Raw genomic sequence first — 15,312 nt, forward strand, 5'->3', positions numbered from 1 at the left:
GACGGCGCCTCTGCCCTAGGAAATTTCCACCGCTGACCCGTACGAGGTGCGGGTCGGCAACGAATGCCCCGCATGAGCAACTTTCCCCTGACACGCAGCCCGCGGCCCCTCTATCCCATCCCGCTGATCCTGAATGACGGCACCAGGACAAATTTCGGCCAGTTCAAAGGAAAAGTGGTTTTGGTGGTCAACGTGGCCTCCAACTGCGGCTTCACCCGGCAGTACGGCGGCCTGGAGGCCCTCTACGGCAAGTTCCGCGACCGGGGGTTCGAGGTCCTCGGCGTTCCGTGCAACCAGTTCGCAGGGCAGGAGCCCGGGACCGACAGCGACATCGCTGACTTCTGCGACCGGAATTTCGGTGTCACGTTCACGTTGACGGCCAAGGCAGAAGTCCGCGGCAGGAACCAGCACCTGCTCTATTCCGAGCTCACCAAGTTCAAGACCGGGCTGCTGCCGGGGCTGGTGAAGTGGAATTTCGAGAAGTTCCTGGTCAACCGCGAGGGCGACGTGGTGGCGCGGTTCGCCCCCACCGTCGAGCCCGACTCAGCAGAGATCATCGAGGCCATCGAGCATGCCCTCGAATAGAGGGTGGCCCGCCGAATTTGCCCGGCAAAAGCGCAGTTCTTGTAACTTTTTCCACATCAGCGACGGAGATTTACCCCATGTTTGCCAAATGTCTGATTGGATAAATATTACTGAAGGGTACAAGGGAAGAACGGCTTCCCACCGACCATAGAGGTAGCAATGGAGCACATCGAGGCCGAACACCCCCGGCCACGCCACTTCCTACTCCACCTGAGCGATCCCCACCTGTTGGGAGGTCCAGAACCCCTCTACGGAACCGTCGACAGCGAAGCCAGGCTTATCCAGCTCTTCGATGAAGTCAAAGCGTCTGAGGCCAGGCCGGAGGCCGTGATCTTCACGGGCGACCTTGCCGACAAGGGCGATGCCGAGGCGTACGTGAAGCTTCGGGCCATCGTTGAGCCGGCCTGCAAGGAGATGGGCGCGCAGGTCATCTGGGCCATGGGAAACCATGACGACCGGGCCAACTTCCGCCAGGGGCTGCTGGACCAGCCCGGCACCGACGAACCGGTGGACCACAGCTACTTCATCAACGGGCTGCGGGTCATCACTTTGGACACCACCGTCCCCGGTTTCCATCACGGCGAATTGAGCTCCGCGCAGCTGGAGTGGCTGGCCCGCCAGCTGGAAACCCCCGCCCCGGACGGCACCATCCTGGCCCTCCACCACCCTCCGGTTCCGTCAGTGCTGGACCTTTCGGTGCTGGTGGAACTGCGCGACCAGGCGTCGCTGGCAGCAGTGGTCCGGAACTCCGACGTCCGGAGCATCCTCGCCGGCCACCTGCACTACTCCACCACGGCGAGCTTCGCCGGCGTTCCCGTCTCGGTTGCCTCCGCCTCCTGCTACACCCAGGACCTCAACGTCCCTGTGGGCGGTACCCGCGGTCAGGACGGCGGCCAGGCCTTCAACCTGGTGCACGTGTATGAGCACACGATCGTACATTCCGTGGTGCCGCTGGGCAGCTCCCCTACGGTTGGCGAGTACGTATCACCGGAGGAAACGGCCCAACGGCTGGAGGCCGCGGGGATCCGGATCCCGGAAACCACCAAGCAGCGCGGCAGCGCCAAGCTCAACGTGCCCACCAGGCGGTAGGACCGGCTCCACAAAGCACTGGGGCCGGCTTCCTGAAGGAGCCGGCCCCAGTGCTTTGGGCTTGCAACGTTCGACGCCGGGCCGGCCTACTTCTCCCAGGGCGCCTTGATGGGGAAGTACTTTTCCAGGAAGTCCGTCACCACTTCGGCGCGCTCGTCCGCGCTGACCTCGGGGAAGCTGCCGTCGTTCAGGCAGAAGAAATCCATGTTCCGCTTGGCGAGCAGCTTGGGCAGGTATTTGAGGCCGGAGCGCATGGTGGTGTCCACGTACCGCACCTTTGCCGCTGTCTGCGTCACTGCCCTGCCGGTGAGCAGGGCGTAGTAGTGGTAGAAGGAGTTGGTCACGGAGATGTTGTCCGCTGCACGGAAGCGGCTGCCGGCCGTCTTGCGGAACTCCTCCGTGAACTCCTCCTCCATCTGGCCCACCACGCTGCGCCGCAGGGGCGCCGCAGTGTGCTCCAAGTGGCGGGTGGTGATCCGGCCGAAGCGGTTCCACAGGAGCTTGCGGTTCACGCGGGCGGCATTTTCGAACCCGCTGCGCTCGGCGTCGTTCTCGCCCAGCCCGATCCTGGTTTCCGCCTCGATGAACTTGGTGATGCCGCCGGGCGTGAAGAACATGTCCGGGCCCACGGGGCGGCCAAAGAACATGTCGTCATTGGAGTAGAGGAAGTGCTCTGACAGCCCCTCGATGTGGTGCAGCTGGCACTCTACGGCCTGCGAATTGTGCGTGGGGAGGACCGTCGGATCCGAGAAGAACTCCTCGCTCCGGACGATGGTCACGGAAGGGTGCTCTGCCAGCCATGCAGGAGCCGGCGAGTCCGTGGCGATGAAGATCCGGCGGATCCAGGGAGCAAACATGTACACGGACCGCAGAGCGTACTTAAGTTCGTTGATCTGCCGGAACCGGGCTTCATGGTCATCGCCTTCGCCCAGGACATGTCCCTGTTGCTGGGCACGGCGCGCCGCGATGTACTCCGGAGAGCTTCCGTCCACCCACGAGAAGACGATGTCGACGTCGAAGCTGATGTCGCTGGCGTGGTCGGCAAACATGTTCTCGATAGTGGGCCACGTGTGGCCGTAGCGTTCCACGGTGCCCCGGACGGCGTCCTGGCGCAGCAGCGTCCTGCGGGTTAACGAGTTTTCGATCGGGAGGATAAGCTGCTCGCCCAAGAAGGACCAGAGTTCGATCTGGACACCGGCGGAGGCACCGAATTCGAAGCCGCCCTCCGGCTCCACCCGTGGCCGGTACAGGCGGAAGATGCGGGCCTGGCGGCTGGGGGACAAATCGCCGTCGGCCACCAGGACCGAGGTTTTCTTCTTGGCGTCCACGGTCATCGAATAGAAGGGCTCATCCCGGCACGCCTCCACCAGGGCGGCACGCAGCTTCTTCCGGTCCTTCCAGTCCAGGGCCAGGACAGGGCGGTCGTTGTTGCCGCGGACCAGCAAGTACGACAGTTCGGCGTTCGCCAGCACGTTCCGCAGGAACAGCAGGTCTTCCACCATGGCCTGGAACGGTGTCCTGGTGTCGTTGATCAGGGCATAGCGGCCCTTGTGCCGGATGACGTCCGGCCGGTGACTGAGCCGCCGCTCTGCCGCCGGGGACGTGATCTCGGCGTGAAATTGTTCTTCCACGGACGCCTGGGCGCCGTAGTAGACCTCGTCCTGGACCGGTGCTTCTGTAATGGTTGTCTCCGTGCTGGTGGAAGTGGGCGTTCTTACCTGCATGATAGTCCTGCGAACGTAACGGCAGGTTTCGGCGGCCGCCAGGGGCTCCGGTGGGGTGCGGACGGTGGCCCGGCAGGGGCTTAGGCGTCCAGCGCCTCCCGCCAGGCGCGCAGGAAGGCGCCGCCGGCGTCGTCGTGGATCACCGTGGCATCCAGACCCAGGTCCGCTGCCGTCAGTACCGGATAGGGTTTGCTGGGCACCCCGTCCGCAGGCCGCACATCGACATGCTTCACCGGGTGGTCGTTGTGGTGCAGCCAGTCAGCCATCGCGTAATCGGTGCGGGAGTCACCCACTGTCCGCCAGGCCTGGGGCGTGATGCCTTGGGCTGCAAGGAGTTCCACGGCCCGGCTGGCGCCCAGGTCCTTCCCCAGCCGCACCGACTCAATGTCCGTGGAAATGATGGTGGGGTCCACGCGGTAGTCCACCTCGTCGTCGGAATTCGGTGCGTGGTGGTCAAGCCGGACAACGCCCAGGCCGTGCCGCTCCATCAGTTCCATGGCATCCGAGTCGAACCGCTTTTGCTCCGCCAGGTAATCGGCGCTGGGTACGTCGATGTGCTGCTCCACGGACACCATGGCGCGTTTGGTCTCGTCGAAGAACATGTGGGCGGCATAGTCCTCCGCCACCAGCCGGCGGATGTCGTCGCCGTATCCCGCCGGAACGGCAAGCTCCCGGTCCACATGGATGGGGCCCGGGCCGGCGGAGGTGTAGCTGAACCAGACGGCGCCCTTTTCGCAGATGGCGTGGATGATGGTTCCTGCCGGAATGCCGGCCGCGATCATCGGTTCCATGACCTGCTCGCGGATGAAGGCGTCGGAACGGCCGGTATTGAAGATGACAGGAATTCCCGCTGCGGCGAGGGCCACCAGGTCCAGGATGATGCCGGGCTTGACGTCCCGTGTCACGGGGCTGGCCACCGGCCCGTCCACGTCCAGCAGGAGCGCCAGCGGCGGTGCGGACGGCAGGCGGATTCCGGGCGTGGACACGGCAGGGGACTCGGATACAGTCATGGGTCCATTCTGTCAGCAGGAGCGGCACGTCCCGTGCGGGCGCCCACGGCCCGGGCCGTGTGGCGGATGGTCACTGTTTGGCTACAACCTGGCGCGCGCCAGCCCTGCCACTTTCGCTGGGCCACCACGGTGCCTACTGTGGCATGGTGATATTCAAAGCTGTGGGCGAGGGCCGCCCTTACCCCGACCATGGTTACAGCACTCCCAAGCAGTGGGCATCGCTGCCGCCGCGGCCGGTGCGGCTGGACGAACTCGTGACCACCAAGCGCACCCTCGACCTGGAAGCGCTGCTGGCTGAAGACTCCACCTTCTTCGGCGACCTGTTCCCGCACGTGGTGCAGTACCAGGGGACCCTCTACCTGGAGGACGGCCTCCACCGCGCAGTCCGGACCGCCCTGCACCAGCGCACCGCGATCCACGCCAGGGTCCTGGTGCTCGATGGCTAGCAAGCGGCCGCAGGACCCGGACGTCCTGCATGGCCACCACGTTGTTTCCGGACCTGAGCTGCGCGCCGCCATGGAAGTGGCCAGGGACGCCGACGAGACCGCCCGGGTCCGGCGCCGCGTGCTGCACGGGGTGGTGCTGGTCCTGCTGATCGGCCTGATCGCCGCAGGCATTATCCTTGCCCTGGCCATCATTAACGGCCGGTTGAAGATTCCTTCCGCCGAGCCTGCGCCAACCCCGGTGTCATCCTGCCCTGCCTCAATGTTCGACTACACCCCGACGGACAAAATCAACCTCAACGTCTACAACTCCACCAGCCGGCCCGGTCTTGCCCACTCGGTGGCGGATGAATTCCTGGCACGCAAGTTTGTGGTGGGCAACGTGTCGAACATCAACGCCGGCTACCGCGGAGTGGCTGCCGTGGTGTCAGGTGCTGCGGGGCAAGCAGCGGCGTTCACGGTGCAGCGCCATGTGCCCGGTTCGGACTACTTCCAGGACGGCAGGACCGATGCCAGTGTTGATGTGATCCTGGCACAGGACTACAAGGCGCTCGTCCCGGCGGAACTGGTAGACCAGACACCCGGAAAGCTCAGCTGCCCCCGGGAGAACCGCCGCACGGCGGACACCGACAAACTGCCCGTCATGCCCGCCGCTGCTCCGGCGCCCTGACCAGCCGGACTCAGCCGGCCACTGCCGGAAGCCGGCCGACGCGCACGGGCCGCCCGCCGTCGTCGAACCTTGCGCCCGCGCCCAGCTGGATGAACCGCACAGTCCGGGCCACGCGTGCCTCCAGCTCGGCCGGCTCGTCACTGCCCCTCGCGGCGCTCGAGGACAAGGTGCCCAAGATCAGCTGGGACTGCTGGCCCACGTCCGCCACCGGCAGGTAGCCCTGCTCCATCCCGTCACGCAGGATGCCCTGCAGCAGGACGCTGAGCTCACCCACATGGTCGGAGAGCTTGGCAAAGGACGACGGCGACAGCACCGCCCCCATGGCAGGCCCGGGCGGGAGGTGGCGGCGGCTGAGGTCAACCACCTGGGCGCGGACGTACAGCGCCAGCCGCTCCACCGGGTTCTCCAAACGGCTCAGCGATTCGCGCAGGTCGGAGAGGAACTTCTCGGTCTCGTCCAGGGCGTAGGAGATCAGCAGTTCTTCGATGTCCGCGTAGTAGTTGTACACGGCGGTGCGGCCCACGCCTGCGTGCCGGGCCACGTCCGTCATGGTCAACCCCGGAAGGCCGTGGGTGAAAAGGAGCTCGCCGAAAGCGGTGAGGATACGGCGCTGGGTGTCTGCGCGTTGTTCGGCGTTACTGGCCGCTGTAATCCTGGGCATGCAGACACTTTACCGCGATGTGTCAGTAAAAGGCGCTAAACCGCGCAGCCGTCCGGGCCGCATGCCTCAGCGTTGGAGGAATTGACCGTGACCAGGGGGTTGGCGTCCTGCCACGCCTGGTTAAGGGCAGCCGTGAACGTCTCCGTGGGCTGGGCGCCGGACAGCCCGAACTTCCGGTCGATCACGAAGAACGGGACCCCGCTGATGCCGAGGGCGCGGGCCTCCTGGAAGTCCAACCGGACTTCGTCGGAGTACTTGTCCGTGGTGAACAGCTCATCCACCTCGTCGACAGGCAGGTCCAGGTCCCTGCCCAGGGACGTCAGGTAATCCCGGCTGCCGATGTCCTTGCCGTGCTCGAAATGGTCGCTGAGGAGGCGCTCCTTGGCCGCATCCTGCCTGCCGTGGGCCGCGGCCAGGTGGATCAGGCGGTGGGCAGTGAAGCTGTTGGCCACCACAACCTTGTCGAACCTGTAGTCCAGGCCTTCACCCTTGGCCTGCTGGGCCACATGCTCGAACATCTGCGAAACCTGCGGCGCCGGCATGCCCTTGCGGCTGCTCAGGTACTCCAGTTCGGTCCCGTCATAGTGGTCCGGCAGTGTTGGGTCCAGCTGGTAGCTGCGCCACTCCACGTCGACGGCCTCACGGTAGGGAAACGCTGCGAGGGCAGCCTCGAACCGGCGCTTGCCGATGAAACACCACGGGCAGGCAACATCTGACCAGATCTCAATCTTCATGCCCTGCACAACCTGTGTGCCCCGGCCGCAATTCCGGGCGCCGTTATGAGATGCGCCACAGGGGGTCTTGTGGCCGGAGCCTTCCTGCGGAATAGTCGGATCAGAGGTCAAGCAGTGGGCCCTTTCGAAGCTCAAGACACCGCGCTGAACCAACCACGCCCGGTGGAGTAGTGCCCGGCCAGCTGGGGAGCCCGGCCTGTATCACCTGGGAGGCCAGGAATGCGGATTGGACTTGTAACGGGGCCGTGGATTCCCGTTCCGCCGGCAATGTACGGTGGAACCGAAAGAGTAGTGGACACGCTGGCCAGGGGCTTCGCCGCGGCCGGGCACGAAGTGCTGTTGGCGGCGCCGGCGGACAGCACCTGTCCAGTGCAGCTCGTTCCCGGAATGCGACCCACCGATTACGGCGGACTGGGGGCCACGCTCTCCGAGCTCAGCCACGTGGTCCGGGCATACCAGGGGCTCCAGGACGTGGCCATCATCCACGACCACACACTGGCCGGGCCCCTCTACCTGCACCGGCCGGCCGGCGTGCCGGTGGCCACAACCATCCACGGCCCCCTCCACACCCAGGCGGCGGACATCTATCGTGCCATTGCCCGGAGCGCTGCCGTAATTGCCATCTCCAGGGACCAGGCCTCGCACGCTCCCGATGTTCCAGTCTCCCGGGTAATTCACCACGGAATGGATCTCTCAGCCGTGCCCGTGGGGACCGGCAGCGGTGGCTATTTGTGCTTCGTTGGCCGTTCGTGTCCAGACAAGGGACTGCTTGAGGCCATCACCATCGCCAGGAAGGCGGGGATGCACCTGAAAATCGCGGTAAAGATGCGCGAGCCGGATGAGGTCCGCTTCTTCCGGGAGGTGATTGAACCGATCCTCGGCCCCAACGAGGATTTCGTGGGGGAAGTGGACGATACCGCCAAGTACCAGTTGATGGGTGGGGCCGTGGCGTTCCTGAACCCCATCCAGTGGTCCGAGCCCTTCGGCCTGGTGATGATCGAGGCGCTGGCCACTGGCACCCCGGTGATCGGCACGCTCATCGGCGCGGCCCCGGAAATTGTTGATCACGGCCGGACGGGCTTCCTGGGGAGGACCGACGAACTGGCCGGCTTTGTACCCGCAGCGGCAGCGCTGGACAGGGCCGTTTGCCGCAAAGATGTGGAGGACAGGTTCAGCGCGGAGCGGATGGTTGCAGACCACCTGGAGCTCTACACCGAGCTCATCGAAGGGAGGACGCCCACGGGGGTTCCGCAGGGTCCCCCGGTACACCAGAATCTATAGGGGCAAGAATGCTTCCCGATCCCCCGGGCAGCATCTGCCGGAGAAGGGAGTCCTTCCATGACCGCCTGGAATGAAGACAACGAAGCCTCAGGATCCGACGTGGGCGCCGTTACAGTCCTCGAAGGATCGTCATTCTGTATCTCCTCGGGCCTTGGCGACATCAACCCTGACGCCGGCACCAACGGCGTCTTCTTCCAGGACACGCGCATCATCTCGCGCTGGATGCTGCGCATCAATGGCTCGCTGCGCGAACCGCTGTCCGCGCAGCGTCCGCAACCGTTCGAGGCCACATTCGTAGGCCGGGCCAAATGGCCCGGCGGGAGGTTCGACAGCCCGCTGGTGGTCCGTCAGGTCCGCCACATCGGCCCAGGGCTGCAGGACGACATTTCCCTGGAAAACTATGCAGCTGAACCGGTGGAGTGCGAGATCGAGCTGCTCGTGGACGCTGACCAGGCAGACCTCTTCGAGGTCAAGGGCGGCCGTACCAGCGGCCTGGACGACACAACCCGGGTGGTCTCTGACGGCAAGCTCGTCATCGAAGCCGCCCGGCATGGCCAGCAACGGGGCTCCGCAATCGGCGCGCGGAGTGCAGAGGTCAGCATGGACGGGCTGCGTTTCCACGTCACAGTTCCGGCCAGGGGCAAATGGGCCACGAGCGTCATCGTGGTGCCGCTGGTCAATGGGGAAGCGCCCGAAAAGCCCTTCAAGGAAGGCCAGCTGCCGCATCATCGCGAGGGCGTCCGGCGGCACCTGGCCTGGGAAGAGAACGTTCCGCGGATCAGCATCGAGGACTCCAGCTTCCAGAACGTGCTCAACCGAAGCCAGAGTGATCTTGGTGCCCTCCGGATCTTCGATGCCCACCACCCCGACCGGGCCGCGGTGGCGGCAGGGGCGCCGTGGTTCATGGCGTTGTTCGGACGGGATTCGCTGCTGACGTCCTACATGAGCCTGATGGTCAACCCCAACCTCGCCCTGGGCACGCTCCAAACCCTGGCCGCGATCCAGGGAAAGAAAGTGGATCTGGATTCTGAGGAGGAACCCGGCCGCATCCCGCATGAAGTCAGGCTTGGTGTTACTGCCGGTCTGTCCCTGGGAGGTACGGCGTACTACGGCACAGCCGACGCAACCCCCCTTTTCGTGTCCACATTGGGCGAGCTGAGCCGGTGGGGGCTGTCCAGGGATGCGATCCAGCCGCTGCTGGCCCACGCGGACCGGGCGCTGGAGTGGATCGAAAAATACGGCGACCGCGACGGCGACGGCTTCGTGGAGTATATCCGGCCCAACGACCATGGCCTGGTGAACCAGGGCTGGAAGGACTCCTGGGACGGGATCAATTTCGCGGACGGGACCATTGCTGAAGCACCGATCGCCCTCTGCGAAGTCCAGGCTTACGTCTACTCTGCCTACCTGGGCAGGTCATTGCTGGCCCACTGGAGCAACGATTCCGCCCTGGAACAGCATTGGGCCCAAAAGGCGGCAGCCTTCAAGGAGGAGTTCAACAAGAAGTTCTGGCTGCCGGACAAGGGCTATTTCGCGGTGGCGCTGGACAAGGACAAGCGCCAGGTTGATGCGTTGACCTCCAACATTGGCCATTGCCTGTGGACCGGCATCGTGGACGAAGACAAAGCGGCGTCCGTCATGGAGAACCTGATGTCCCCGCAGATGTTCACGGGCTGGGGCATCCGCACGCTGGCTTCCGACATGGGCGCCTACAACCCGGTCAGCTACCACAACGGCTCGGTGTGGCCACATGATACGGCGCTGGTGGCCACCGGGCTGATGCGGTACGGGTTCGTGGACGAGGCCAAGAGGGTAGCCTTGGGCATCCTCGATGCTGCCCAGCACTTTGGCGGCCGGCTGCCGGAGCTTTTTTGCGGGTTCGACCGTGGCGAGTACCCCGGCCCTGTTCCATATCCCACCGCGTGCTCGCCGCAGGCATGGGCCGCGGCGGCGCCAGTGCAGCTCGCAAGGATCCTGCTGCGGTTCGACCCCGTCTTCACCCGCGGGGTGGTGCACCTGGCCCCGATCCTGCCGGAAACCGTGGGCAAATTCAGGGCGGAAAACGTCCTACTGGATTCGAGCCGGGTGACCATCACGGCCGCCGGATCGACCGGCACCATCGAAGGTCTGCCGCCGGGGCTGAAGCTCCTGGACGAACCGCGGCCGCCGCTGGCCTACCCGGTGGAACGGGTGCCGGCCGGCGGGGACGTCCGCAGGCTGCACTGACGGCGGCGCCGGAGGAGCCACGGCCCCGAGGATCCGGATGCCTAAGGCAGGGCACGTTCCAGGACGAAGTCGTGCTCCACGGTGCTGCCCAGCCGGAAGGATTTGGTGCCCACTTTGTGGAAACCGGACTTTTCGTAGAAGCGGATGGCGCGGGCGTTCTGGCTGTTCACGCCCAGCCAGGCCCCGGCGCCGCCGGCGGCCGCTGCCACCTGCAGGCTGGCATGCATGAGTTCAGCGGCCGCGCCCAGCCCGTGGTAATCGGGGTGGACATAGCACTTGCTGATCTCCACGGAGGGCAGCAGCGTCAGCACGGAGGCCACATCCGGGTCGCCGGCAGGCCTGTCCACCAGGAGGCTGTAGCCGGAAAGCTGCCCGTCGGCGTCGATGACCAGTACGGAGACGTCCGGGTCCGCTAGATAGGCCGCGAAGTGTTCCTCACTGAGCGTGGTGGCCAGGTGGGCGGCAATGTCCGCAGGTGACGACGACGGCGGGCAGGCCAGCGGAAAGGTGACGGCTGCCAGCGCAGCCAGCGCGCCGGCGTCGTCCGCTGTTGCCTTGCGGATGGTGTGGGTCATGCGGTGTCCCTCCAGGTCAGGGGGTGATGGTTCGGACGGGGGAGCCGGCAAGCCAGGCGGTGACGTCCTCAAGGGCCCCGCCGTAGAACTGCCGGTAGCTTTCCTGCGTGACATACCCCAGGTGCGGGGAAAGTACCGTGTTCGGCGCAGCCAGGAGCGGGTGCCCGGCCTGCAAAGGTTCCTGGTCAAAGACGTCCAGGGCCGCGCCGCGGATCCACCCCTCGTTTAATGCCTTGATCAGCGCCTCCTGGTCCACCAGGGGCCCGCGGGCGGAGTTTACCAGGATGCCTTCGGGTCCCAGCAGCTTCAGTTCGGCCTCGCCCACCGTGTTTTCAGACCGCGCGGAGAGCCTCAGGTGGAGGGTGGCGACGTCAGCCACGGTGAAGAGCTCCTCCTTGGACACCAGCCGGGCGCCCGCCTCTTTGGCCGCCTCCGCCGTGAGGTTCTGGCTCCACGCCACCACGTCCATGCCGAACGCCTGCCCGTACGCGGCCACGCGCCGGCCGATCTTGCCCAGCCCCACGATGCCCAGGGTTTTCCCCGCCAGCTCAACGCCCACCGTTGACTGCCAGGTGCCCGCCCGGAGTGAATTGTCCTCGGCTGGAAGGTGCCGGGCGATGGCGAGAAGGAGGGCCCAGGTCAGCTCCGGCGCGGCTGTGGGTGAGCCGGGCGTGCCGCACACCGTCACCCCGTGCTCGGCTGCCGCTGCCACGTCGATGGTGGCGTTCGCCATGCCCGTGGTGACCAGCAGCTCGAGTGCCGGCAGCTTCGCGAACACTTCACGGGGGAACGCCGTCCGCTCCCGCATGGCGATCACCATGGTGGTGTCCGCCAGCGCTGACACCAGGGCGTCCCGGGAGGCAAAAGGTTCACGGTAGGATGTTACGATGACTCCTTGCGCCTCCAACGCCGTGAAGTCGGCGAAGCCGTGGGCCACGTCCTGGTAGTCGTCGAGGATGGCAAGGCGGTGGGTCATGGGGATCCTTCGCGGTTTCCTTCGTCCTGGGTCACGTTCATCGTATGGCAGGGCCTGCCGGCACGGTGCCTGAAACTCCAGCAACGCGGAGCGTGATAGCAATGGGAGTGATGAATCCACGCCCATTCCCGATTTTGCCCCTGTGAGCGGCCACGTCCTGTCCCGCATCCCGAAAAGCTGGGTCCTGCTGGCCTGCATCGGCCTGCTGGCGCTGAACCTCCGGGGCCCGTTCGTTGCCGTCGCCCCCTTGGTGGACCTCATGCAGGCCGAACTGCACTTTTCGCCGGTCATGCTGGGGCTGCTGACCAGCATCCCCGTCCTCTGCTTCTCGCTCGCGGCTCCGCTGGCCTCCCTGGCGGCGCGGAAGTTCGGTGCGGAGTTCGCCGTGACGCTGACCATCCTGGGGGTGCTGGCCGGTGTGCTGCTCCGCTCCGCCGGGGGAGCGGCGCTGGTGGTGGCCGGCACGGTGGTCATTGGCGTGGCCATCACGATAGGCAACATTGCGGTGCCGCTGATCATTCGCCGCGATTTTGCCCCGCGGCGGCAGGGGACCGCGATGGGCATCTACACCGCAGCCCTGAACATCGGGTCCTTCCTGACCTCAGTAGCCATGGCTCCGCTGGCAGCAGTGACGGGGTGGCGGGTGGCCCTGGGCGCTGTCGCCGTTTTGGCCGTCGCCGCGGTGGTGGTGTGGGTGCTGGCCGTGGGGCCCCGGACGGCTTTCCTGGCCGAGGCCGAAGACGGCGGGGACACACCCCGTGCCCCGGCAAGCCGTTCCGGCTGGATTACTGCCGGACTCACGGCCGGCTTCGGCGGCCAGGCGTTCTCCTATTACGGCGTCACGGCGTGGCTGCCGAGCTACCTGCACGACGAACTGGGAATGAACGCAGCCCAGGCCGGCGCCGCGTCCTCGATCTTCCAGATCCTGGCCATCGTGGGCGGACTCGGCGTGCCTTTCGCGGCCAAATACCTGAGTACGACGGCGGTGGCGGTCACCCTGGGTACGTTGTGGCTTGCCGTTCCGGTGGGGCTGCTCTTCCTGCCGCAACTGTGGTGGCTGTGGTCCACCTCCGGCGGGATCGCGCAGGGCGGCGGCATCACCCTGATCTTCATCGCCATCATCAAGCTGGCCCGCGACCAGGCCTCGGCCGGCCGGATGTCAGCAACTGTCCAGGGCCTGGGCTACTGCCTGGCCGCGGTGGCACCGCCGCTGGTGGGCTTCGTCCACGACAGCTCGGGATCGTGGACCCCGGCGCTGCTGGTCATCCTGGTTTCGGTGCTGACCTTCTTCGTCAGCACCACCCTGTCCGTGAGGCTGGTGCCGAAAGGCCGCTGAGGCGACCCGCCGCCGTCGTCTTTCCCTCTCAAACCCCTCCGCGAGATGGCACTTGAGGGCAATCATTCCTGGGAATATTGCCCTTAAATGCCATCTCGCGGGGTGATTCAAATGCTCCGTTGCCGGGCCGGCGCCCCGGATTTCGGGGGGCCTGTTGCGAAGGGCGTGCCGGCCCGGCAGACGGAAGTCTGGTTAAGCCGCGGCGAGCTCCTCGACGGTGGCCTTTTCGCGGGCCTCGGTCAGGTAGCGGGCGTAGGCGGGGAGGGTGAGGAAGGACGGGAACTCACGGCTGAGCGTGACCTCTTCGAAGATGTCGCGGGCGTCCTCGAACCGGTCGCCGTCGAAGCGTTCGAGCCGGGCGAATTCCTCGTCCAGGAGCTCCTCCACCCACTCGTGGCTGATGATCTCGCCGTGGTCGGTGATGGCCCGGGCGTAGATCCACTGCCAGAGCTGTGAGCGGGAGATTTCGGCGGTGGCGGCGTCCTCCATGAGGTTGTGGATGGCCACTGCGCCGTTTCCGCGGAGCCAGGATTCGATGTAGCGGATGCCTACCTCGATGTTGTTCCGGATGCCCTGCTCGGTGATGGTGCCGTGCAGGGAGGCGATGTCGATGAGGGCGCGGTCGTCCGGGGTGACGTCTTCGCGGAGCCGGTCCAGCTGGTTGGGGCGGGCGCCAAGGACGCCGTCGAACACTTCGCGGCAGATGGGCACCAGGTCCGGGTGGGCCACCCAGGAGCCGTCGAAGCCGTCGTTGGCCTCGCGGGTCTTGTCAGCGCGGACCTTCTCGAGGGCGTTGGCGTTGGCCTCCGGGTCCTTGCGGTTGGGGACGGCTGCGGCCATGCCGCCGATGGCCATGGCGCCGCGCTTGTGGCAGGCCCGGACGAGTTGCTCGGTGTAGGCGCGCATGAAGGGGGCGGTCATGGTCACCTGCCCGCGGTCAGGCAGGACGAAGCGGGGGCCGCGGGTGCGGAAGTTCTTGATGATGGAGAAGATGTAGTCCCAGCGGCCGGCGTTCAGGCCTGCGGCGTGGTCCCGCAGTTCGAAGAGGATCTCCTCCATTTCGAATGCCGCGGTGATGGTTTCGATCAGTACCGTGGCTCGGATGGTGCCCTGTGGGATGCCGAGCAGGTCCTGGGCCAGGATGAAGATGTCGTTCCACAGCCGGGCTTCGAGGTGGTTCTCGATCTTGGGCAGGTAGAAGTACGGGCCCTTGCCCTGGGCGAGGAGGCGGCGGGCGTTGTGGAAGAAGAACAGGCCGAAGTCCACGATGCCGCCGGCGATGGGCTGGCCGTCGATGAGCATGTGTTTCTCCGGCAGGTGCCAGCCGCGGGGGCGGACCACGATGGTGGGCAGCTCGCCGGCCGGACGGAGCTTGTATTCCTTGCCTTCTTCGGTGGTGAAATCGATCCGGCGTTCCAGGGCGTCGGTGAGGTTCAGCTGGCCCTTGATGACGTTGCGCCACGTGGGGGTGGAGGAGTCTTCCATGTCCGCCAGCCACACCTTGGCACCGGAGTTCAGGGCGTTGATGGTCATCTTCTTGTCCACCGGCCCCGTGATTTCCACCCGCCGGTCCTCCAGGCCCGGTGCCGGGGGAGCGACCCGCCAGGACGGATCATTCCGGATGTGCTCGGTCTCCCGCAGGAACCGCGGGTCTGCCCCTGCGGCGATATCGGCCCGCCGGGTGCGCCGCGCCTGCAGGAGTTCCTGCCGCCGCTCCGCAGTGGCCCGGTGCAGCTTGGCAATGAAGGAGAGGGCATCCGGCGTCAGCACTTCGTCCTGCCGGCAAATCGGCTGCGCGGTCAGGGTTATGCCGTTGATGGTGAATGAGTCAGTAAAGCTGTTCATTTCAGTCTCCTTAAAGACGAAAGGGAAGTTCGACGGCGGGTAGCGGCAGGGTGGCGACTGAGGCACGAGGCCGAGGAGCCGGTGTCGCGGCAGCCTGCGTAAAAGGGGCCCTGCGTCCGGCCTCGGCGAGTTCTACGAGCCCAAGGCCGGACGTGGG

The 15,312-nt window shown here is 65.9% G+C and carries 14 protein-coding genes; 7 read left to right on the plus strand and 7 right to left on the minus strand.

Annotated elements, in window-relative coordinates; all coding sequences use genetic code 11:
• The first annotated feature begins 72 nt into the window (after positions 1–72).
• Together ACTHQS_RS13935 and ACTHQS_RS13940 are read left to right on the plus strand one after the other, a co-directional pair.
• Positions 73–585: a glutathione peroxidase gene (locus ACTHQS_RS13935; protein ID WP_440169922.1), complete on the plus strand. Its 513-nt coding sequence runs from the start codon at positions 73–75 to the stop codon at positions 583–585.
• A 159-nt stretch (positions 586–744) separates the two neighbouring features.
• The gene (locus ACTHQS_RS13940) at positions 745–1,674 is read left to right on the plus strand and encodes a phosphodiesterase (protein WP_440169924.1); all 930 of its coding nucleotides are present in this window, start codon (positions 745–747) and stop codon (positions 1,672–1,674) included.
• A gap of 86 nt (positions 1,675–1,760) precedes the next feature.
• Here the strand turns inward: ACTHQS_RS13940 and ACTHQS_RS13945 are convergent, their stop codons facing one another.
• Both ACTHQS_RS13945 and ACTHQS_RS13950 read right to left on the minus strand, forming a co-directional pair.
• Positions 1,761–3,398: a stealth family protein gene (locus ACTHQS_RS13945; RefSeq protein WP_440169927.1), complete on the minus strand. Its 1,638-nt coding sequence runs from the start codon at positions 3,396–3,398 to the stop codon at positions 1,761–1,763.
• Positions 3,399–3,478: 80 nt separating this feature from the next.
• Positions 3,479–4,408 carry a hypothetical protein gene (locus tag ACTHQS_RS13950; protein ID WP_440169930.1) on the minus strand — a complete coding sequence of 310 codons (930 nt, stop codon included), beginning with the start codon at positions 4,406–4,408 and terminating at the stop codon, positions 3,479–3,481.
• Between the two features lie 146 nt (positions 4,409–4,554).
• On the opposite strand from ACTHQS_RS13950, the gene ACTHQS_RS13955 reads away from it, so the two are divergent.
• Entirely contained in the window at positions 4,555–4,854 is a 300-nt protein-coding gene (locus tag ACTHQS_RS13955; protein WP_026264985.1) for a type II toxin-antitoxin system VapB family antitoxin, read from the plus strand.
• Complete coding sequence (locus tag ACTHQS_RS13960) at positions 4,847–5,521, plus strand: LytR C-terminal domain-containing protein (RefSeq protein WP_440169932.1); 675 nt, start codon at positions 4,847–4,849, stop codon at positions 5,519–5,521. Before ACTHQS_RS13955 ends, ACTHQS_RS13960 begins: the two co-directional genes overlap by 8 nt.
• Before the next feature lie 10 nt (positions 5,522–5,531).
• Here ACTHQS_RS13960 and ACTHQS_RS13965 read toward each other — a convergent pair whose 3' ends face one another.
• Entirely contained in the window at positions 5,532–6,182 is a 651-nt protein-coding gene (locus ACTHQS_RS13965) for a TetR/AcrR family transcriptional regulator (RefSeq protein ID WP_440169934.1), read from the minus strand.
• Positions 6,183–6,217: 35 nt separating this feature from the next.
• Positions 6,218–6,916: a DsbA family oxidoreductase gene (locus ACTHQS_RS13970; protein WP_440169936.1), complete on the minus strand. Its 699-nt coding sequence runs from the start codon at positions 6,914–6,916 to the stop codon at positions 6,218–6,220.
• A 219-nt stretch (positions 6,917–7,135) separates the two neighbouring features.
• Between ACTHQS_RS13970 and ACTHQS_RS13975 the strand changes: the two genes are divergently transcribed.
• Both ACTHQS_RS13975 and ACTHQS_RS13980 read left to right on the plus strand, forming a co-directional pair.
• Positions 7,136–8,197 (plus strand): glycosyltransferase family 4 protein, encoded by a 1,062-nt coding sequence (locus ACTHQS_RS13975; RefSeq protein WP_440169938.1) that lies wholly within the window; start codon positions 7,136–7,138, stop codon positions 8,195–8,197.
• 57 nt (positions 8,198–8,254) lie between these two features.
• Positions 8,255–10,423 (plus strand): amylo-alpha-1,6-glucosidase, encoded by a 2,169-nt coding sequence (locus tag ACTHQS_RS13980; RefSeq protein WP_440169941.1) that lies wholly within the window; start codon positions 8,255–8,257, stop codon positions 10,421–10,423.
• Between the two features lie 41 nt (positions 10,424–10,464).
• On the opposite strand, the gene ACTHQS_RS13985 is transcribed toward ACTHQS_RS13980, so the two are convergent.
• Positions 10,465–10,998: a GNAT family N-acetyltransferase gene (locus tag ACTHQS_RS13985; RefSeq protein WP_440169943.1), complete on the minus strand. Its 534-nt coding sequence runs from the start codon at positions 10,996–10,998 to the stop codon at positions 10,465–10,467.
• A gap of 16 nt (positions 10,999–11,014) precedes the next feature.
• The gene (locus tag ACTHQS_RS13990; protein ID WP_440169945.1) at positions 11,015–11,974 is read right to left on the minus strand and encodes a D-2-hydroxyacid dehydrogenase family protein; all 960 of its coding nucleotides are present in this window, start codon (positions 11,972–11,974) and stop codon (positions 11,015–11,017) included.
• A gap of 142 nt (positions 11,975–12,116) precedes the next feature.
• Here ACTHQS_RS13990 and ACTHQS_RS13995 point away from each other — a divergent pair, with 142 nt between their 5' ends.
• A complete protein-coding gene (locus ACTHQS_RS13995) occupies positions 12,117–13,310 on the plus strand; it encodes an MFS transporter (protein WP_440169947.1) in 1,194 nt (397 codons plus the stop codon).
• A gap of 192 nt (positions 13,311–13,502) precedes the next feature.
• Here the strand turns inward: ACTHQS_RS13995 and aceB are convergent, their stop codons facing one another.
• Positions 13,503–15,155, minus strand: a complete 1,653-nt coding sequence (aceB, locus tag ACTHQS_RS14000; protein ID WP_440169949.1) for a malate synthase A — start codon at positions 15,153–15,155, stop codon at positions 13,503–13,505.
• Positions 15,156–15,312: the final 157 nt, after the last annotated feature.

Source organism: Arthrobacter sp. SAFR-044, assembly GCF_051965175.1.
Lineage (GTDB): Bacteria > Actinomycetota > Actinomycetes > Actinomycetales > Micrococcaceae > Arthrobacter.

What these genes read in the sequence shown, in the direction of transcription:
- ACTHQS_RS13935 (WP_440169922.1), top strand. Translation starts at nt 73, where the DNA reads ATGAGCAACTTTCCCCTGACACGCAGCCCGCGGCCCCTCTATCCCATC.
- ACTHQS_RS13940 (WP_440169924.1), top strand. Translation starts at nt 745, where the DNA reads ATGGAGCACATCGAGGCCGAACACCCCCGGCCACGCCACTTCCTACTC.
- ACTHQS_RS13945 (WP_440169927.1), bottom strand. Translation starts at nt 3,398, where the DNA reads ATGCAGGTAAGAACGCCCACTTCCACCAGCACGGAGACAACCATTACA.
- ACTHQS_RS13950 (WP_440169930.1), bottom strand. Translation starts at nt 4,408, where the DNA reads ATGACTGTATCCGAGTCCCCTGCCGTGTCCACGCCCGGAATCCGCCTG.
- ACTHQS_RS13960 (WP_440169932.1), top strand. Translation starts at nt 4,847, where the DNA reads ATGGCTAGCAAGCGGCCGCAGGACCCGGACGTCCTGCATGGCCACCAC.
- ACTHQS_RS13965 (WP_440169934.1), bottom strand. Translation starts at nt 6,182, where the DNA reads ATGCCCAGGATTACAGCGGCCAGTAACGCCGAACAACGCGCAGACACC.
- ACTHQS_RS13970 (WP_440169936.1), bottom strand. Translation starts at nt 6,916, where the DNA reads ATGAAGATTGAGATCTGGTCAGATGTTGCCTGCCCGTGGTGTTTCATC.
- ACTHQS_RS13975 (WP_440169938.1), top strand. Translation starts at nt 7,136, where the DNA reads ATGCGGATTGGACTTGTAACGGGGCCGTGGATTCCCGTTCCGCCGGCA.
- ACTHQS_RS13980 (WP_440169941.1), top strand. Translation starts at nt 8,255, where the DNA reads ATGACCGCCTGGAATGAAGACAACGAAGCCTCAGGATCCGACGTGGGC.
- ACTHQS_RS13985 (WP_440169943.1), bottom strand. Translation starts at nt 10,998, where the DNA reads ATGACCCACACCATCCGCAAGGCAACAGCGGACGACGCCGGCGCGCTG.
- ACTHQS_RS13990 (WP_440169945.1), bottom strand. Translation starts at nt 11,974, where the DNA reads ATGACCCACCGCCTTGCCATCCTCGACGACTACCAGGACGTGGCCCAC.
- aceB (WP_440169949.1), bottom strand. Translation starts at nt 15,155, where the DNA reads ATGAACAGCTTTACTGACTCATTCACCATCAACGGCATAACCCTGACC.